The sequence below is a fragment of the Micromonospora citrea genome (assembly GCF_049629545.1).
GTDB classification, from domain to species: domain Bacteria; phylum Actinomycetota; class Actinomycetes; order Mycobacteriales; family Micromonosporaceae; genus Micromonospora; species Micromonospora citrea_A.
Genome location: NZ_JBNADX010000003.1, coordinates 330,027 through 347,350, shown reverse-complemented (window position 1 = coordinate 347,350; position 17,324 = coordinate 330,027). Strand labels below are relative to the sequence as shown.

Genomic DNA, 17,324 nt, shown 5'->3' with positions numbered 1-17,324 from the left:
CCTCTGCGCGTGTACGGCGGTATGACGCAACCGGTATCCACCGCGCTTCTTGCCCCCACCGAGCCATCGCATCCACAATTCTCGATAAAGGTCGGCGCGTCCGGGACGCCGCGCGATGCCGCGTCGCCCCGGGCCGGTCCGGTGGACCCTCCCGTCGTGCCCGTCCACCCGCCGCTCGGGACACCGACGCCACACCCGGCGCGACGGTAGGGAGGCGGCATGCGAGTCGTCCGGATCGGAATCGCCCTGGCGGTCGGCACCCTGGCGGTGTCGATGCTCGGGTCGGGGACGCCCACGGTGGCGCACTCGCCGGACACGCCCGCCGGGCGTGCCTCGGCCCAGGAGTTCATGGCGCAGCGCGAGCCGACCCAGCAGTTGGCCGCCGCCGCGGCGGCGACCTGCACCAACGGGCAGGCGGCGGGGTATCCCTGCCGCAACGTCGACCTGCTGTCGTTCATGCCGCTGGCCAACATCGGCGGCAGCCAGGCCAACGACATCTGGGGCTGGACTGACAGCCAGACCGGCAAGGAGTACGCGCTGGTCGGGCGCCGCAACGGCACCTCGTTCGTGGACGTGTCCAACCCCACCGCGCCGGTCTACCTGGGCAACCTGCCCGCGTACCAGAACCGGACGGCGATCTGGCGGGACATCAAGGTCTACCGGAACCACGCGTACGTGGTGGCCGACGTGTCCGGCCACGGGATGCAGGTCTTCGACCTGACCCGGCTGCGCGGCGTCACCACGCCGAAGACCTGGACGTCGGACGCGCAGTACAACCGGTTCGGCAACTCGCACAACATCGCGATCAACGAGGAGACCGGCTACGCGTACGCGGTGGGGTCGAACACCTGCTCCGGCGGGCTGCACATGGTCGACATCCGGAACCCGAAGTCGCCGGTGCAGGCCGGCTGCGTCAGCACCGACGGGTACACCCACGACACCCAGTGCGTCGTCTACCGCGGCCCGGACACCACCTACAGCGGCCGGGAGATCTGCGTCAGCTCCAACGAGGACACCGTCACCGTGGCGGACGTGACCACCAAGTCGGCGCCCCGTCAGCTCGCCCGGATCGGCTACACCGGCCGCGCGTACACCCACCAGGGTTGGTTCACCGCCGACCAGCGGTACTTCCTGCTCGACGACGAGCTGGACGAGTCCCGGCGCGGGGTGAACACCCAGACGTACATCTGGGACCTGGCCGACCTGGACGCGCCCCGGCACATCGGCACCTACAGCGCGCCCACCGGGGTCAAGGCCACCGACCACAACCAGTACGTCAAGGGCAACTACAGCTACCAGGCCAACTACCGGGCCGGGCTGCGCATCCTGGACCTGCGGGACGTGCCGGCCGGCCGCGCGACGGAGGCCGGGTACTTCGACGTCTACCCGTCCAGCAACAGCAGCTCGATGAACGGGGCGTGGAGCGTCTACCCGTACTTCCCCAGCGGGACCGTGGTGGTCAGCGGCATCGAGCAGGGGCTCTTCGTCCTCCAGCCCCGGTTGTCGTGACCGCGACCAGTGACCGGCCGGTGCTGCCGGCCCTCGACCGAGCCGAGGGGGCGTCCCAGTGGCGCCCCCGCCCGGACGGCGGCCGGCCGCACCGGTACCTGGCCGCCGCCCTGGTCCTCGGGCTGACCCTGACGCTCGGCTTCGTGGCGGGACGGCTCGACGCCGCGCCGGCGCCGGTCCGATCCGCAGTGGCGGGCCCGGCCGCGCACGCCGATCACGGCCCGGCCGGGTTGCAGGTCTCGCGCGACGGCTGGACCCTCGTGCTGGACACCCCCGCCCTGACCGCCGGTCGGCCGGGCGAGCTGGCCTTCCGCATCACCGACGCGGCGGGCGCGCCGGTGACCCGGTTCCGGCTCAACCACGAGCGGCTGATGCACCTGGTCCTGGTGGGGCGGGACCTGACCGGCTACCGGCACGTGCACCCGGAGATGGCCGCCGACGGGACCTGGCGGGCCCTGGTCACCCCGGAGGCGCCCGGGCCGCTGCGGGCGATCGCCGACTTCTGGCCCGAGGACGCCGCCCGGCAGGTCACCCTGGGCGTCGACGTGCCGGTGCCCGGCCGGTACGCGCCCCGCCCACCGGCCGAGCCGCAGGAGACCATCCTCGTCGACGGCTACACGGTCACCCTGGACGGCGGGCTGCGCCCCGGCGAGTCGAACCAGGTGCTGGTGTGGCTCGGCCGCGACGGCCGGCCGGTCGAGGACCTGCAACCGCACCTGGGCGCGTACGGGCACCTGGTGGCGTTGCGCCACGGCGACCTGGCCTACCTGCACGTGCACCCGGCGGCGGCCAGTCGACCCGAGTCGGTGGTGGCGTTCGGCGTGACGGTGCCGTCGGCGGGCACCTACCGACTGTTCTTCGAGTTCCGCCACCGGGACGTCGTGCACGTCGCGGCGTTCACCGTCACCGCGTGACTCCCGTACCGGACGCAAGCCGGCGGTGGTCCGGACGCCCCTGGCGGGGACGCCGGGCCACCGCCGTCGCGGGTGACGCCGGAGGACGTGGCCTGGTCAGCCGACGGCGGCCAGATCGGTGAGCCGGGCCAGCGAGTCCTCCAGGTCGGCGCCGACCCGACGCAGCCCGAGCCGGAGCAGGGCCGCCTTGACCGGTCCGGCCGGCCACCGTACGACGATGAGCCGCACGACCGTCCCGCCCTCCTCCTCGTCGGGAGTGAGCTGGACGTAGATCTCGGTGCGCGCCTCGGCCCGGGCGCCGGCGCCCTTGGCCCGTTCCCGCCAGCCGATCAGGGTCGGCTCCTGGAAGGCGATCACCTCGGCCTCGTGCGCCGCGCCGCGTCCGGCCTGGACCAGCTGCCGCCGACCGAAGCCCTCACCCGAGAGGACCTCGGCCGCGCGGACGCCCGCCAGCCAGGCCGGCAACTGCTCGGCCCGCTGCACGACGTCCCAGACCGCTTCCACCGGCGCCATCACGTGCGCACTGCGTTCCACGAGGATCATTTCTGTCTTCCCCCACTGAGGACATCCGCGATATTCGGCACTCTATGCGCAAATTCGGACGTAAGCGGACGGGTTCGGTAAAGACACGCCGAAAACCCTTGCGCCCGCATTGCCGAGGGCCTATGGCGCAACAGCCCGACGACCCCTAGAGTCGCGAACACGATTCGCGTTCCCGGGAGGGGTCCATGACGACCGCGCCGCTGCCCTCGTTCCCCGCCGGCTTCCGCTGGGGCGTCTCCACCTCGGCGTACCAGATCGAGGGCGGCGCCGACGCCGACGGGCGCGGACCGTCCATCTGGGACACCTTCGCGCACACCCCCGGACGGATCGCCGACGGCAGCACCGGCGACGTCGCCTGCGACCACTACCACCGGCACGCCGAGGACGTCGCGCTGATGGCCGGGCTCGGCATCTCGGCGTACCGGTTCTCGATCTCCTGGCCCCGGGTGCAGCCCGGCGGCACCGGCGCGGCCAACGCGGCCGGCCTGGACTTCTACGAGCGACTCGTCGACGACCTGCTCGCCGCCGGCATCGACCCGGTCGCCACCCTCTTCCACTGGGACCTGCCGCAGCCGCTGGAGGACGCCGGCGGCTGGCTGCACCGGGACACCGCCGCCCGCTTCGCCGAGTACGCCGACCTCGTCGCCGCCCGCCTCGGCGACCGGGTGAAGCTCTGGATCACCCTCAACGAGCCGTTCATCCACATGAGCCTCGGGCACGGCACCGGCGTGCACGCCCCCGGCCGCTTCCTGCTCTTCGACGCCTTCCCGGTGGCCCACCACCAACTCCTCGCGCACGGGCTCGCGGTCGCCGCGCTGCGTGCCCGCAGCAGCAGCCCGGTGGCGATCGCCAACAACTACTCGCCGGTGGTGCTGCGCGGCGACACCGACGCCGACCGGGCGGCCGGGCTCGCGTACGACGCGCTGCACAACCGGCTCTTCACCGACCCGCTGCTCGGGCTCGGCTACCCGGCCGGCATCGAGCCGGCCGGGGTGCGCGACGGCGACCTCGACGTGATCGCCGCCCCGCTCGACGTGCTCGGGGTGAACTACTACAACCCCACCGGCATCCGGGCCGCCGAGGAGGACTCGCCGCTCCCCTTCGACCTGGTGCCGCTGGAGGGCCACCCGCGCACCGCCTTCGACTGGCCGGTCGTCCCCGGCGGGCTGCGCGACCTGCTCACCGGCCTGAAGGAGCGCTACGGCGACGCGCTCCCGCCGATCCAGGTCACCGAGAGCGGCTGCGCCTACGACGACGCGCCGGACACCACGGGCCGGGTGCACGACCCGGAGCGGATCGCGTACCTCGACGGGCACCTGCGGGCCGTCCGCGAGGCGATCGACGCCGGGGTCGACGTCACCGGGTACTTCGTCTGGTCACTGCTGGACAACTGGGAGTGGGCGGAGGGCTTCACCAAACGCTTCGGTCTGGTGCACGTCGACTTCGCCACCGGAGCCCGCACGCCCAAGTCCTCGTACGCCTGGTACCGCGACCTCGTCACCCGGCGATGACCACCGTCGACCCGACACCGACGTCGCTGCCGGCGGCGCTCGCCGAGCCGGTCGTCCCGGTCCGGCGGAACTGGATCGCCCTGATCTTCGCGGCCAACCTGGGCGTCTGGATGGCGTTCTTCACCCCGATCCAGGTGCTGCTGCCGCAGCAGGTGGAACGCATCGCCCCGGCCGACAAGGAGGCCATGCTCGCCGTGGTGACCGGCCTCGGCGCGCTGGCGGCGGTGCTGGCCAACCCGCTCGCGGGGGCGCTGTCGGACCGTACCTGCCTGCGGGTGGCCGGGCGGGAGTTCGGCCGGCGGCACGTCTGGACGGCCGGCGGGGCGCTGCTCGGCGCGCTCGCCCTGGTGCTGCTGGCCCGGCAGGAGACCATCGCCGGGGTGGCGCTCGGCTGGGTCGCCGCCCAGGTGTGCTTCAACGCGATGCTGGCCAGCCTGACCGCCGCGATCCCGGACCGGGTGCCGGTCGCCCAGCGGGGCGGGGTCTCCGGCTGGGTCGGCATCCCGCAGGCCCTCGGTCTGGTGGTCGGCGCGGTGCTGGTCACCGCCGTGGTCACCGGCAACGCCGCCGGGTACGCCGCGATCGCCGTCGCGGTGCTGGTGCTGTCGCTGCCGTTCGCCCTGCTCACCCGCGACGACCCGCTGCCCCGGGCGCACCGGCCGCCACTGCGGCTGCGGGCCCTGGCGGCCTCGATGTGGATCAGCCCGCGCCGGCACCCGGACTTCGCCTGGGCCTGGATCACCCGGTTCCTGGTCCAGATCGGCAACGCCCTGGGCACCCTCTACCTGCTGTACTTCCTCACCGACGGGGTGCGCCACCCCGACCCCGAGGGCGCCCTGCTGGTGCTGATCCTGCTCTACACCGCCGGGATGATGCTCACCGCCGTGGTCGCCGGCCGGCTCTCCGACCGGTCCGGGCGGCGCAAGGTCTTCGTCATCGCCGCCGGGGTGGTGATGGCGGTGGCCGCGCTGCTGCTCGCCGTCGCCCCGGTCTGGTCCACGGCGGTCGTCGCCGCGCTGCTGCTCGGCGCCGGCTACGGGGTCTACCTGTCGGTGGACGCGGCGCTGATCACCGAGGTGCTGCCCCGCGCCACCGACCGGGCCAAGGACCTCGGCGTGATCAACATCGCGAACTCCGCCCCGCAGGTGCTCGGCCCGGCGCTCTCCGCCCCGATCGTGGTGCACCTGGGCGGCTACCCCGCGCTCTACGCGGTCACCGCGGCGGTCACCCTGCTCGGCAGCGCCCTCGTCCTCAAGATCCGCGCCGTCCGCTGACTGCCCCCCCCCATTCCCCCAGCCCACCCCGCCGCCCGCCGCCCGCAGCCCGCCGCTCGCAGCCCGCACTTTCACGGAAAGAGTGGCTATCCGACCCCGCGAAGCCACACTTTCCGTGAAAGTGCGCGGATCACCGGAGCGGGGAGCGGGTGGGTCGGCCCCCTGGGGGAATGCGGTCGCGGCCGGCCGTAGGCTGGGGGACGTGACGGTACGTGTGCGCTTCGCCCCTTCCCCGACCGGTATGTTCCACGTCGGCGGCGCCCGCTCGGCGCTGCAGAACTGGATCTACGCCAAGCAGCAGGGCGGGGTCTTCGTCCTGCGCATCGAGGACACCGACGCGGCGCGCAACAAGCCCGAATGGACCGAGGGCATCCTGTCGGCGTTGGACTGGATCGGCATCGCGCGCGGCAGCTACGAGGGTCCCTACTTCCAGTCCTCGTACGCCGGCGAGCACCGCGCCGCCGCCCAGCGGCTGTACGAGTCCGGCCGGGCCTACTACTGCGACTGCACCCGGGAGGCCGTGCAGGCCCGCACCGGTTCGCAGTACCAGGGGTACGACGGCCACTGCCGGGACCGGGGCCTGGCGGCGGGCGAGGGACGCGCGCTGCGCTTCCGTACCCCGGACACCGGCGAGACCGTGGTGGTCGACCTGATCCGCGGCGAGCCGACCTTCGAGAACAAGCTCATCGAGGACTTCGTCATCGCCCGTGGCGACGGCTCCCCGGTCTTCCTGCTGGCCAACGTCGTGGACGACATGACCATGGGGATCACCCACGTGATCCGGGCCGAGGAGCACCTGCCCAACACCCCGAAGCAGCAGCTGCTCTGGGACGCCCTCGGCGTCAAGCCGCCGGTCTGGGCGCACGTGCCGGTGGTGGTCAACGAGAAGCGGCAGAAGCTCTCCAAGCGCCGCGACAAGGTCGCCCTGGAGGCGTACAAGGACGAGGGCTACCTCGCCGACGCGATGCGCAACTACCTGATGCTGCTCGGCTGGGCCCCGTCCGGGGACCGCGAGATCGTGCCGTGGTCGGTCATCGAGGAGGAGTTCCGGCTGGAGGAGGTCAACCCCTCCCCCGCCTTCTTCGACGAGAAGAAGCTGCGCGCGTTCAACGGCGAGTACATCCGCGCTCTGCCGGTCGACGAGTTCGTCGCCGCCTGCCAGCCCTGGCTGACCGGCACCGACACCATCGCCCCGCCGCCGTGGCAGCCGGCCGAGTTCGACGCGCAGGCGTTCGCGACGGTCGCCCCGCTGGCGCAGACCCGGATCGCGGTGCTCAGCGAGATCGTGCCGAACGTCGACTTCCTCTTCGTGGCCGACCCGCTGATCGACGAGGCCGCCTGGGCGAAGGCGATGAAGGAGGGCGCGGCCGAGCTGCTCGACGCGGCGATCTCCGGCTACGCGGGGCTGGCCTCGTGGGACGCCGACTCGCTGAAGTCGACGCTGGAGGCGGTCGGCGCGGAGCGCGGGCTGAAGCTGGGCAAGGCGCAGGCGCCGGTCCGGGTCGCGGTGACCGGCCGCACCGTCGGGCTGCCGCTGTTCGAGTCGCTGGAGGTGCTCGGCCGGGAGCGCACCCTGGCCCGGTTGCGCGCCGCCCGGGCCCGCCTGGTCTGAGGGGTACCCGAACGAGGGCCCGCCGGTCTCCGGCGGGCCCTCGCGTCGTACCGGGTCAGGCGCGCGGGGCGCGGCGGCGCAGCAGCAGCGCGGCGCCCGCAGCGACGAGCACCCCGGCGCCGAGCAGCCACGGCCAGACCGGTGCGCCGTCGTCGTCGGTCTCCGACGCGGTGGTCGGCACGGCGGTGGTGACCGGTGCGGCGGTGGTGGGCGGGGCGGACGCCGTCGGGGTCCCGCCCGCGCTCGGGGTGCTCGACACGCCGGTGGTGAGGGTGAACCGCACCGTCCCCTTCACCGGGTGGCCGTCGCTGGAGGCGAGCTGGTAGCCCACGGTGTACTCGCCGGCCGGGCCGGCGGCGAACGGGACGCTCACCCGGCTGCCGGTGAAGCTCGGCGCGCCACCGGCGGCCGGCACGCTGCCCGGTCCGACCACTGTGATCTTCGTCGTAGCCGGGTCCGGCTTCGACAGGAACCGCAGCTCGATGCGGGCCGGTGCGCTCGCCACCCGGGCCCCGTCGGCCGGGTTGCTGCCGGTCAGCGAGTTGTGCGCGAGCGCCGGCGCCGCCGGCAGCAGCAACGACACACCGAGCGCCACGCCCAAGACCACTGGCGCGGTGCGCGCCGCCCGTGGGACCCTGCCCCCCATGAACCCCTCCGCAAAGGTACGATCCGCCCGCTGATCAACGGCTGACCATTAGTCGGGTCCGGATCGCGATTAGTTCCACATACTGGTCAGGCAGCTGCAACCGAACGCCGATCTGCGGAGTCTTTGAGGTGGGTACCCGGCCTGGGGGCATGGTCACCGCCGTCGGCCAGCCAACGCGTGACCTGCAGCACAGCCATCCATCGAACGGGGCGAGGAGGCGGCGATGGTCGGACGGATGAGGCGGTTGCTCAGTACGGTGGCGGCAGCCGCGCTGGCCGCGGCGCTCGGCCTGGCAGCGGCTGCCCCGGCGCGGGCCGCCGGTCCTGCCCGGACGGCGCCGAAGCCCCCGCCCGCCGGGGTGGACATCACCGGAGACGGGCTCAGCGAGCCGCTGCGGCTGCGTTCGGAGACCCAGCCCGCCCTCGTGCTCGCGGTGATCGACCAGGTCAACTGGTTCGGCCGCACCGGCGCGTCCACCGGCCCCAAGGCCGCCAATCTCGGTCCGAAGTACACCGTCGTGGTGCTCGCCGGGGAGACGCCGAAGCAGACCTACGACCTCTACCCGCTGGCCAAGGGTGGGCCGCGGGCGTACCGGCCGGCGAAGCAGCCCGACGCCCGCAAGACCAGCGCCGGCTGGTTCCTCGGCCGGCTCAACATGTCCGAGACCCTGCGCCACGCCGGGGTTCCGTTGGAGCGGCAGTTCGACACGCTCAGCGGCGGGATCGGCGGCGGTGAGCGGGTCATCCCGGAGGAGGCCCTGAACCCGGCCAAGGACCTCGACACCGCGATCGGTGAACTCCAGCGCCTGCTGCTGCTCAACCTCGGCGTGGTGCTGGTGATCACCTCCGGGCTGGCCGGGATCGCCCTGCTGGTCCGCCGCCGCACCCGCTGAGCGCGCCCGGCGGGGCTCGTCCACCGGCGGCCGGTCGGACCTCGGTCCCGGCACGGAACCTGTCCGTGTCCGGGCCGGCCGGCCCGCTCAGGTCCGCCGTGGACTGTGCGACGCAGACGGAGCTGCCGGCAGACGCACCGCGGGGGTCAGCACCAGCGGTGCGGCGGCCGCTCCCGGCGGACCCGACGGCGGCTGGGGCGGACCGGGCCGTGCCGGTGCGCGCCCGCCCAGCCGGCCAGCTCGCTGCGGCAGCCGTGCGACACGCCCCGCTCGGGCTCGCCGGAGGCGGACGGCTCGGCGGGACGCGGCCGGGGCGCCGGCTCGACGGCGCGGGGACGCGTGGGCGTGGCCTCCGGCCCGGACGGCTCGGCCGCCCGCTGGCGCGGGACCGCCACCTCGTCGTCGACCCGCTCCGCCGCCCGACCGGCCTGCTCCGTGGGGCAGGGCAGCGCGGCCAGCCGACGGTGGGGTCGGACCTGCCCCGGCTGGTCGTGGTGGCCCGGCCGGCAGGGCTCCCCCTGGGCGCAGCCGTGTTCGGCCTCCCCGTGCGCCATCCCGGTCTCCTCACGCTCGCGTCGCGCGCCGGGAGGTCGCCCCGGCGGCAGTGCCACCGTACTGTCCGGCACCGACGGCTCGTGCAGCGCGTACCCCGGTGTCAGGACTTCGGCCGGCGCGGGAAGATCGTCTCCCAGACCGGGAAGGCGACCAGCCAGATCACGATCGCGACGGTGAGCTTCTGGATCCAGTTCCCCAGCTCGCGGGTGCGCTCCGGGTCGTCGACGTAGCGGATCGCCGCGCCGAGCAGGGCGCAGGCGACGGCCCAGCCGAGCAGTCCCTTGCCCCATTCGCGCCACTCGTGCCGGGCCCGCGCCCAGCCGTGCCGGGGCGGCTTCACCGGGGGCGGGCCGCCGGCGAAACGGTGGGCGAACCGCTGGTCCGCCCAGCGGACCATGGAGTGCCCGAAGGCCACCGAGAAGCCGAGGTAGGCGGCGGCGAGCCCGTGGCCGGCGTTCGCCACCGCACCGCGGCGCAGGTCGAGCACGGTCGCCACGAGCAGCACGAGATCCACCAGCGGGACGCAGAACAGCAGCGCCGCGCCCAGCCGTGGCCGGCGCAGCGGGTACCGGGCGACCAACCCGGCGGCGAGCACCACCCAGAACGCGATCTCACACCCGACGATGACCGCCAGCAACATCCCCCGAACCTCCCGTTCGTCCGCCATCAGCCTCTCCGGCGACGGGCGGCGGCACCTCGACGGCGGGGACGAGATCGGGGTACCTCCTTCGGCGGACCCCCGGGTCGGCGTACCTCCTTCGGCGGAGGTCGCGGCCGGCGGCCTCCTCCGGCGGGCGGACGGTGGGCGGCGCGGCGTGTGGTGGGATCGGGCCATGCGGACACCGGCCTGGATCGGCCCCGGCTCGCCGGCACGTGACCCGGCGCTGGCCGTGGCCTCGCTCGCCGGCGGACTGGTCCTCTACGGCGTGGGGTTGCAGCCCCAGTTCCCCTGGGACCCGGACGTGCCGGAGCAGTTCTTCCTGGCGCCGCTGCTGGTGGCCTGCGTCGCCGTCGGGCTGCGCCGGGCGGCCACCCGGACCAGCCTGGCGCTCGGCACCGCCGCCGTGCTGGCCGACACGGCGCTCGGCGTGTCGCTGGGCACGGCCCTGGTCTACACCCAGGTGCTCTACGACGCCTGCGTCTACGGCCCGCCCCGGGTGCGGCGCTGGCTGCTGCGGGTCACGGTCTGGCTCAGCGTGGCCGGGGTGGTGATCGGCACCGTGCTCTGGGGCTGGCGCGGCGCGGCGGCCGGGGTGCCGTTCGTGCTGGGCGGTGTGCTGCCGGTGCTGACCGGCGTCAGCGTGCGCCAGTACCGGGACCAGGCGGCGGCCGAACGGACCCGGGCCGAGCAGACCGCCCGGCTGGCCGAGCTGGACCGCCGCCAGGCGGTGCTCGCCGAACGCGCCCGGATGGCCCGGGAGCTGCACGACGTGGTGGCCAACCACCTGAGCGCGGTGGCCCTGCACGCCACCGCCGTGCTCTCCGCGCCGGAGCTGGAGCGGACCCGGGTCGACGCGGCGCTGCGGGTGATCCGGGAGAGCAGCGTGCAGGGCATGGCGGAGATGCGCCAGCTGATCGGCCTGCTCCGGGAGCCGGCCGACGACGCCGAGGAGCCGACCCGGGTACGCCTCGACGAGCTGGACCGCCTGGTCGACCGGGTGGGCGCGGCCGGGCTGGCGGTCCGCGCCACCGTCACCGGGCAGCCCCGCCCGCTGCCGGTCGGGGTGGACCTGGCCGCGTACCGGATCGTGCAGGAATCGCTGACCAACGCGCTGCGGCACGGCGCCGGCACGGCGGAGCTGTGCGTCGCGTACGAGCCGACGGAGGTGGTGGTGACGGTGCAGAACCCGGTACGCGCGGGCACCGGCCCGCTCACCGGGGCGGGCGCCGGGCTGATCGGCATGCGGGAACGGGCCGCGCTGCTGGACGGCCGGTTCTCCGCCGGTCCGGTGCACGGCCGGTGGCGGGTGCACGCGGCGCTGCCCACCGGGGTGGCCCGGTGACCGCCCCGGTGCGGGTCGTCCTCGCCGACGACCAGGACGCCGTGCGGGCCGGGCTCGTCCTGATCCTCTCCGGCGATCCGGGCATCGAGGTGGTCGGCGAGGCCGGTGACGGCGAGGCGGCCGTGCGGCTCTGCCGGGAGCTGCGCCCCGACGTCGCCGTCCTGGACATCCGGATGCCCCGGCTCGACGGCGTCTCGGCCACCCGGGAGATCGTCGCCGATCACCTGGCCGACGTCCTGGTGCTCACCACCTTCGACCTCGACGAGTACGTCTTCGGCGCGCTGCGGGCCGGGGCGGCCGGGTTCCTGCTCAAGGACACCGACGCGGCGGGCCTGGTGGCGGCGGTGCGCACGATCGCACGCGGTGAGGGGTTCATCGCCCCGGCGGTGACCCGCCGGCTGATCAGCGCCTTCGCGGCCGCCCCGCCCGCCACCCCGGCGGCGACCCGGGCGGCGGTGGCGACGCTGACCCCCCGGGAACGCGACGTGCTGGCCTGCCTGGGCGCCGGCCTGTCCAACCAGCAGATCGGGTCGCGGCTGGCGATGGCGGAGAGCACCGCCAAGACCCACGTCAGCCGGATCCTGGCCAAGCTGGAGCTGCGCAGCCGGGTACAGGCCGCCATCCTCGCCCAGGAGCTGGGCCTGCCCACGCCCCCGACGCCGTGACCGCGGCGACCGCGCCCTCGGACGTGGGCGGCGTCCCGCACCCGCCACCGGCCGGGCTGTCGGGCGCACCGGCGGCCCCGCCGGAGGCCGACGTGGTTGCCCTGGTCAGCACATGTCAGGCTGGAGCGGTGAGCGAGCCGGGCGGTACCGAGCTGTCGGCCACGCTGCGCCGGATCGAGCGGGCGGCGGGGGCGCTGGCCACCGCCAGCGTCTCCCGGATGGACGAGACCCTGCCCTGGTTCCGCGAGCTGCCGGCCGACCAGCGTTCCTGGGTCATGCTGGTGGCGCAGGCCGGCGTCCGGTCCCTGGTGCAGTGGCTGCACGGCGGCGGCGGCACGACGGACAGCACCCAGGAGGTCTCCGACGAGGTCTTCGCCACCGCCCCGCAGGCCCTGGCCCGCTCGATCACCCTCCAGCAGACCGTGGCGCTGATCAAGGTGACCATCGACGTGGTCGAGGAGCAGGTGTCGCACCTGGCCGCCAAGGGTGAGGAGCAGCAGCTCCGGGAGGCCGTGCTGCGCTTCTCCCGGGAGATCGCCTTCGCCGCCGCCCGGGTGTACGCCCGCGCCGCCGAGTCGCGCGGCTCCTGGGACGCCCGGTTGCAGGCGCTGCTGGTGGACGCGCTGCTGCGGGGCGACTCCCCCGACGTGCTGGCCAGCCGGGCGGCGGCGCTGGGCTGGGCGGACGCCCCGCCGGTCTCGGTGGCGGTGGGGCGCTCCCCCGGCGGCGAGGTGGCCGCCGTGCTGCACACCGTCTACCGCCAGGCCCGGCGGATCGGGGTGGAGGTGATCGGCGGGGTGCACGGTGACCGCCTGGTGATCGTCCTCGGTGGCGCCGCCGACCCGGTCGCCGCCACCGAGAAGCTGCTCCCCGCGTTCGGTGACGGGCCGGTGGTGGTCGGGCCGGGCGTGCCGAGCCTGGACGAGGCGACGGAGTCGGCGCGGGCCGCGCTCGCCGGGTTCCGCGCGGCGCCGGCCTGGCCGACCGCGCCGCGCCCGGTCGCCGCGGCGGACCTGCTGCCCGAGCGGGCCCTGGCCGGCGACGCGGAGGCCCGCCGCCGGTTGCGCCACGACGTGTACGCGACGCTGGTGCGCGCGGGCGGCGAGCTGCTGGAGACGCTGGACGCCTTCTTCGCCGCCGGCGGGACGCTGGAGAGCGCGGCCCGGTCGCTGTTCGTGCACCCGAACACGGTCCGCTACCGGCTGCGGCGGATCGCCGAGGTGACCGGTTTCTCCCCGTTGGCCGCGCGGGACGCGTTCGCCCTGCAGGTGGCGCTGACGGTGGGGCGGTTGGACCCGGTCTTCCCGGCCGTCACCACTGTCCCGACCCAGACAATGACCCCAGCCGTCAGGAAAACCTCACAGACAGGTGATGACCGCCGTTGATTTTTGTAGGATCCCACCAAAGGTCCTAGTGCGGTTTGGTTGGTGCCGACACAGCGCTACCCACGCGTATCCAGGAGAGTCATAGACGTGCTCGCCGTACTCTCTCCCGGCCAGGGTTCCCAGAAGCCCGGCTTCCTGACCCCCTGGCTCGACCTGACCGGCGCCGAGGCACGGCTGCGCTGGTGGTCCGCGCTCGCCGGGGTCGACCTGGTGCACCTCGGCACCGCGGCCGACGCCGACGAGATCAAGGACACCGCCCGCACGCAGCCGCTGCTGGTGGCCGCCGCCCTGCTGGCCGCCGAGCACCTGCCGATGTACGACGTCACGCTCACCGCCGGGCACAGCGTCGGCGAACTGGGCGCCGCCGCGCTGGCCGGGGTCCTCCCGGCCGAAGCCGCGATCACCCTCGCCGGGGTACGCGGACGCGAGATGGCCGCCGCCTGCGCGCTGGAGCCGACCGGCATGGCCGCCGTGCTCGGCGGCGACTCCGACGAGGTCCTCGCCGCGCTCGACGCGCACGGGCTGCACCCCGCCAACCGCAACGGCGCCGGCCAGATCGTCGCGGCCGGCAGCCTCGACGCGCTGGACAAGCTCGCCGCCGAGCCGCCCGCGAAGAGCCGGGTGATCCGGCTCAAGGTGGCCGGGGCGTTCCACACCCCGTACATGGCGCCGGCCGAGGCCGCGCTCGCCGCGGTGGCCGCCGGGATCACCCCCGCCGACCCGCGCCGGATCCTGCTGTCCAACCTCGACGGCGCGGCGGTCAACCACGGCCGGGAGATGGTGCAGCGGCTGGTCCGCCAGGTCACCGCCCCGGTCCGCTGGGACCTGTGCATGCGCACCCTGGCCGACCTCGGCGTCACCGGCGTGATCGAGCTGCCCCCGGCCGGCACCCTTGCCGGCCTGGTCAAGCGGGAGCTCAAGGAGACCGGCGTGCCCGAGATCGTCTCCCTGAACACCCCCGACGACCTGCCCGCCGCCCGCGACCTGATCGCCCGGCACAGCGGCCTGCGCGGCCACGAGCCGGTGGTCCAGTTCCGGGTGGTCGTCTCGCCCGTCGCGGGCACCTTCGAACCGGACGCGGAGCTCGCCGAGGGCGCCGACCTCCGCACCGGCCAGGTGATCGGCCACGTCGCCACCCGACAGGGGCCGGTCGAGGTGACCGCGCACGACAGCGGGCTGCTCACCGAGTGGCTCGCCCACCACGACGACCCGGTCGCTCCGGGTCAGCCCCTCGCCCGCATCGGAGGCCACGTATGAGCGAGCGCATCGTCAGGGACCGTCGCCGGGAGGCGTCGGCATGAGCAGGCCCGTCACCGGCAGTCGGATCCTCGCGCTCGGCCACTACCAGCCCTCGCGGGTGGTGACCAACGACGACCTCGCCCAACTCGTCGACACCAACGACGAGTGGATCCGGGACCGGGTCGGCATCGTCTCCCGGCGGATCGCCGACGGTGAGACGGTGGCCGACATGGCGACCGCCGCCGCCGGCAAGGCCCTGGCCAACTCCGGCCTCACCGCCGCCGACATCGACCTGGTCGTCGTCGCCACCTGCACCTCGATCGACCGCAGCCCGAACGTGGCCTGCCGGGTCGCCGCGAAGCTGGGCATCACCGCCCCCGGGGCGTACGACCTCAACACGGCCTGCTCGGGCTTCGCGTACGCGCTCGGCACGGTGGACCACGCGATCCGGGCCGGGGCGGCGCGCAACGCGATCGTCATCGGCGCGGAGAAGCTCTCCGACTTCACCGACTGGACCGACCGCTCGACCTGCATCATCTTCGGTGACGGCGCCGGTGCCGCGGTGGTCACCGCCACCGGCGAGGGCGAGCCCGCCGGGGTCGGCCCGGTGGTCTGGGGATCGGTGCCGGAGAAGAGCGACGCGGTACGGATCGAGGGCTGGCGCCCGTACATCGCGCAGGAGGGGCAGGCGGTCTTCCGCTGGGCCACCACCGCGCTGGCCCCGCTGGCCCTGCAGGCCTGCGAGCGGGCCGGGGTCGCCCCGTCGGAGCTGGCCGCGTTCGTGCCGCACCAGGCCAACGGCCGGATCATCGACGGCATCGCCAAGCGCCTGGGCATCCCGCAGGCCATCGTCGCCAAGGACATCGTCGAGTCCGGCAACACCTCGGCGGCCAGTGTGCCGCTGGCCCTGTCCAAGCTGGTCGAGCGGCGGGAGGTGCCCTCGGGCGCCCCGGTGCTGCTCTTCGGCTTCGGCGGCGGCCTGACCTACGCCGGTCAGGTCGTCCGCTGCCCCTGAGACCCGGCCCGGTCCCACCGTGCCGCGCCGCCGTCCGGCGGAGAACTACCCCCCTATGGAGAGGAAACCCAACCGCAATGACCCGTGACGAGATCACCACCGGCCTCGCCGAGATCCTCGAAGAGGTTGCCGGGGTGAACCCGGACGACGTGGCCGAGGGGAAGTCCTTCACCGACGACCTCGACGTCGACTCGCTCTCCATGGTGGAGGTCGTGGTGGCGGCCGAGGAGAAGTTCGGCGTCAAGATCCCGGACAACGAGGTGCAGAACCTGAAGACCGTCGGGGACGCCGTCAGCTACATCGAGGCGCAGTCCTGATATGAGTCGTCCCGACGTCGTCGTCACCGGGCTCGGCGCGACCACCCCGCTGGGCGGGGACGTCGCGTCGACCTGGGACGCCATGCTCGCCGGCCGCTCCGGGGTGGGTCCGCTCACCCAGGAGTGGGCCGGGCAGCTTCCCGTCCAGATCGCCGCCCAGCTCGCGGTCGACCCCGCCGAGGTGCTGGAGCGGGTCAAGCTGCGCCGGCTGGACCGCTCCGAGGCGATCGCCCTGATCGCCGCCCACCAGGCCTGGGCCGACGCCGGCCTCGCCGACTCCGGGCTGGACCCGGAGCGGCTGGCCGTCAGCGTCGGCTCCGGCATCGGGGGCGCCACCACCATGCTCGCCCAGGACGACATCCTGGAGGCGTCCGGCCCGCGGCGGGTCTCTCCGCACACGGTGCCGATGCTGATGCCCAACGGCCCGGCCGCCTGGGTCGGGCTGGAGCTGGGCGCGAAGGCCGGCGTGCACTCGGTGGCCAGCGCCTGCGCCACCGGCGCCGAGGCCATCGCGCTCGGTCTCGACATCATCCGGGCCGGCCGGGCAGATGTGGTGGTGGCCGGCGGCACCGAGGCGGTCATCCACCCGCTGCCGATCGCCGGGTTCGCCTCGATGCGGGCCATGTCGACCCGCAACGACGAGCCGGAGCGGGCCTCCCGCCCGTGGGACAAGGGCCGCGACGGCTTCGTCCTCGGCGAGGGCGCCGGCATCGTGGTGCTGGAACGCGCCGACCACGCCGCCGCCCGCGGCGCCCGGGTGTACGCGCGCCTGGCCGGCGCCGGCATCACCTCCGACGCGTACGACATGGTGCAGCCGCACGCCGAGGGCGAGGGCGCCATCAGGGCAATCCGGAAGGCGATCGCGGACGCCGACGTCGCCAAAATGGACATCATGCACGTCAACGCGCACGCGACGTCGACGCCGGTGGGCGACATGTTGGAGATCGGGGCGCTGCACCAGGCACTCGGGGACCACCCGGTGCTGGCGGCGACCAAGTCGATGACCGGTCACCTGCTCGGCGCGGCCGGGGCGTTGGAGTCGATCGCCACCATCCTGGCCATCCGCGACGGTGTCGTACCTCCGACCATCAACCTGGACGACCCCGACGACGGCCTGACCATGGACGTGGCCGCACACGAGGCGCGTCGCATGGAGATCCCCGCCGCGCTGAACAACGCGTTCGGCTTCGGCGGCCACAACGTGGCTCTCGTCTTCACGCGGGCCTGAGACCACACCCTGGAGG

General features: G+C 74.2%; 17 protein-coding genes. 13 read left to right on the top strand and 4 right to left on the bottom strand.

Going from position 1 to position 17,324, the window contains the following annotated elements; genetic code table 11:
- The first annotated feature begins 219 nt into the window (after nucleotides 1-219).
- Both ACPFP2_RS06010 and ACPFP2_RS06005 read left to right on the top strand, forming a co-directional pair.
- Nucleotides 220-1,509 (top strand): choice-of-anchor B family protein, encoded by a 1,290-nt coding sequence (locus ACPFP2_RS06010; RefSeq protein ID WP_424086893.1) that lies wholly within the window; start codon nucleotides 220-222, stop codon nucleotides 1,507-1,509.
- Nucleotides 1,506-2,423 carry a hypothetical protein gene (locus ACPFP2_RS06005; protein ID WP_424086891.1) on the top strand — a complete coding sequence of 306 codons (918 nt, stop codon included), beginning with the start codon at nucleotides 1,506-1,508 and terminating at the stop codon, nucleotides 2,421-2,423. Before ACPFP2_RS06010 ends, ACPFP2_RS06005 begins: the two co-directional genes overlap by 4 nt.
- Nucleotides 2,424-2,519: 96 nt before the next feature.
- Here ACPFP2_RS06005 and ACPFP2_RS06000 read toward each other — a convergent pair whose 3' ends face one another.
- Nucleotides 2,520-2,966 (bottom strand): SRPBCC family protein, encoded by a 447-nt coding sequence (locus ACPFP2_RS06000; RefSeq protein ID WP_424086889.1) that lies wholly within the window; start codon nucleotides 2,964-2,966, stop codon nucleotides 2,520-2,522.
- A 185-nt stretch (nucleotides 2,967-3,151) separates the two neighbouring features.
- Here ACPFP2_RS06000 and ACPFP2_RS05995 point away from each other — a divergent pair, with 185 nt between their 5' ends.
- The 3 genes from ACPFP2_RS05995 (at nucleotide 3,152) to gltX (ending at nucleotide 7,363) form a co-directional block, all read left to right on the top strand.
- Nucleotides 3,152-4,477, top strand: a complete 1,326-nt coding sequence (locus ACPFP2_RS05995) for a GH1 family beta-glucosidase (protein ID WP_424086887.1) — start codon at nucleotides 3,152-3,154, stop codon at nucleotides 4,475-4,477.
- Nucleotides 4,474-5,751: an MFS transporter gene (locus ACPFP2_RS05990; RefSeq protein WP_424086885.1), complete on the top strand. Its 1,278-nt coding sequence runs from the start codon at nucleotides 4,474-4,476 to the stop codon at nucleotides 5,749-5,751. Before ACPFP2_RS05995 ends, ACPFP2_RS05990 begins: the two co-directional genes overlap by 4 nt.
- 202 nt (nucleotides 5,752-5,953) lie before the next feature.
- Nucleotides 5,954-7,363, top strand: coding sequence for a glutamate--tRNA ligase (gene gltX, locus ACPFP2_RS05985; protein ID WP_424086883.1), 1,410 nt, complete (start codon nucleotides 5,954-5,956; stop codon nucleotides 7,361-7,363).
- 55 nt (nucleotides 7,364-7,418) lie between these two features.
- Here gltX and ACPFP2_RS05980 read toward each other — a convergent pair whose 3' ends face one another.
- Nucleotides 7,419-7,958 (bottom strand): copper resistance CopC family protein, encoded by a 540-nt coding sequence (locus ACPFP2_RS05980; protein WP_424086881.1) that lies wholly within the window; start codon nucleotides 7,956-7,958, stop codon nucleotides 7,419-7,421.
- A gap of 274 nt (nucleotides 7,959-8,232) precedes the next feature.
- Between ACPFP2_RS05980 and ACPFP2_RS05975 the strand changes: the two genes are divergently transcribed.
- Entirely contained in the window at nucleotides 8,233-8,901 is a 669-nt protein-coding gene (locus tag ACPFP2_RS05975) for a hypothetical protein (RefSeq protein WP_424086880.1), read from the top strand.
- 146 nt (nucleotides 8,902-9,047) lie between these two features.
- Here ACPFP2_RS05975 and ACPFP2_RS05970 read toward each other — a convergent pair whose 3' ends face one another.
- Both ACPFP2_RS05970 and ACPFP2_RS05965 read right to left on the bottom strand, forming a co-directional pair.
- Complete coding sequence (locus ACPFP2_RS05970; RefSeq protein ID WP_424086878.1) at nucleotides 9,048-9,455, bottom strand: hypothetical protein; 408 nt, start codon at nucleotides 9,453-9,455, stop codon at nucleotides 9,048-9,050.
- A gap of 101 nt (nucleotides 9,456-9,556) precedes the next feature.
- Nucleotides 9,557-10,096: a hypothetical protein gene (locus ACPFP2_RS05965; RefSeq protein ID WP_424086876.1), complete on the bottom strand. Its 540-nt coding sequence runs from the start codon at nucleotides 10,094-10,096 to the stop codon at nucleotides 9,557-9,559.
- A 193-nt stretch (nucleotides 10,097-10,289) separates the two neighbouring features.
- Between ACPFP2_RS05965 and ACPFP2_RS05960 the strand changes: the two genes are divergently transcribed.
- The 7 genes from ACPFP2_RS05960 (at nucleotide 10,290) to fabF (ending at nucleotide 17,308) form a co-directional block, all read left to right on the top strand.
- Entirely contained in the window at nucleotides 10,290-11,459 is a 1,170-nt protein-coding gene (locus ACPFP2_RS05960) for a sensor histidine kinase (protein WP_424086874.1), read from the top strand.
- Complete coding sequence (locus ACPFP2_RS05955) at nucleotides 11,456-12,124, top strand: response regulator (protein ID WP_424086872.1); 669 nt, start codon at nucleotides 11,456-11,458, stop codon at nucleotides 12,122-12,124. The genes ACPFP2_RS05960 and ACPFP2_RS05955 overlap by 4 nt, the downstream gene beginning before the upstream one ends.
- Nucleotides 12,121-13,509, top strand: coding sequence for a PucR family transcriptional regulator (locus ACPFP2_RS05950; RefSeq protein WP_424086870.1), 1,389 nt, complete (start codon nucleotides 12,121-12,123; stop codon nucleotides 13,507-13,509). The genes ACPFP2_RS05955 and ACPFP2_RS05950 overlap by 4 nt, the downstream gene beginning before the upstream one ends.
- 87 nt (nucleotides 13,510-13,596) lie before the next feature.
- Nucleotides 13,597-14,766, top strand: a complete 1,170-nt coding sequence (locus tag ACPFP2_RS05945) for an acyltransferase domain-containing protein (RefSeq protein ID WP_424086868.1) — start codon at nucleotides 13,597-13,599, stop codon at nucleotides 14,764-14,766.
- 40 nt (nucleotides 14,767-14,806) lie between these two features.
- The gene (locus ACPFP2_RS05940; RefSeq protein WP_424086866.1) at nucleotides 14,807-15,763 is read left to right on the top strand and encodes a beta-ketoacyl-ACP synthase III; all 957 of its coding nucleotides are present in this window, start codon (nucleotides 14,807-14,809) and stop codon (nucleotides 15,761-15,763) included.
- A gap of 77 nt (nucleotides 15,764-15,840) precedes the next feature.
- Nucleotides 15,841-16,080 (top strand): acyl carrier protein, encoded by a 240-nt coding sequence (locus ACPFP2_RS05935; protein WP_053653162.1) that lies wholly within the window; start codon nucleotides 15,841-15,843, stop codon nucleotides 16,078-16,080.
- A 1-nt stretch (nucleotide 16,081) separates the two neighbouring features.
- Nucleotides 16,082-17,308 carry a beta-ketoacyl-ACP synthase II gene (fabF, locus tag ACPFP2_RS05930; RefSeq protein ID WP_424086863.1) on the top strand — a complete coding sequence of 409 codons (1,227 nt, stop codon included), beginning with the start codon at nucleotides 16,082-16,084 and terminating at the stop codon, nucleotides 17,306-17,308.
- Nucleotides 17,309-17,324: the final 16 nt, after the last annotated feature.

What these genes read in the sequence shown, in the direction of transcription:
- ACPFP2_RS06010 (WP_424086893.1), top strand. Translation starts at nt 220, where the DNA reads ATGCGAGTCGTCCGGATCGGAATCGCCCTGGCGGTCGGCACCCTGGCG.
- ACPFP2_RS06000 (WP_424086889.1), bottom strand. Translation starts at nt 2,966, where the DNA reads ATGATCCTCGTGGAACGCAGTGCGCACGTGATGGCGCCGGTGGAAGCG.
- ACPFP2_RS05995 (WP_424086887.1), top strand. Translation starts at nt 3,152, where the DNA reads ATGACGACCGCGCCGCTGCCCTCGTTCCCCGCCGGCTTCCGCTGGGGC.
- ACPFP2_RS05990 (WP_424086885.1), top strand. Translation starts at nt 4,474, where the DNA reads ATGACCACCGTCGACCCGACACCGACGTCGCTGCCGGCGGCGCTCGCC.
- ACPFP2_RS05975 (WP_424086880.1), top strand. Translation starts at nt 8,233, where the DNA reads ATGGTCGGACGGATGAGGCGGTTGCTCAGTACGGTGGCGGCAGCCGCG.
- ACPFP2_RS05970 (WP_424086878.1), bottom strand. Translation starts at nt 9,455, where the DNA reads ATGGCGCACGGGGAGGCCGAACACGGCTGCGCCCAGGGGGAGCCCTGC.
- ACPFP2_RS05965 (WP_424086876.1), bottom strand. Translation starts at nt 10,096, where the DNA reads ATGTTGCTGGCGGTCATCGTCGGGTGTGAGATCGCGTTCTGGGTGGTG.
- ACPFP2_RS05960 (WP_424086874.1), top strand. Translation starts at nt 10,290, where the DNA reads ATGCGGACACCGGCCTGGATCGGCCCCGGCTCGCCGGCACGTGACCCG.
- ACPFP2_RS05940 (WP_424086866.1), top strand. Translation starts at nt 14,807, where the DNA reads ATGAGCAGGCCCGTCACCGGCAGTCGGATCCTCGCGCTCGGCCACTAC.
- ACPFP2_RS05935 (WP_053653162.1), top strand. Translation starts at nt 15,841, where the DNA reads ATGACCCGTGACGAGATCACCACCGGCCTCGCCGAGATCCTCGAAGAG.
- fabF (WP_424086863.1), top strand. Translation starts at nt 16,082, where the DNA reads ATGAGTCGTCCCGACGTCGTCGTCACCGGGCTCGGCGCGACCACCCCG.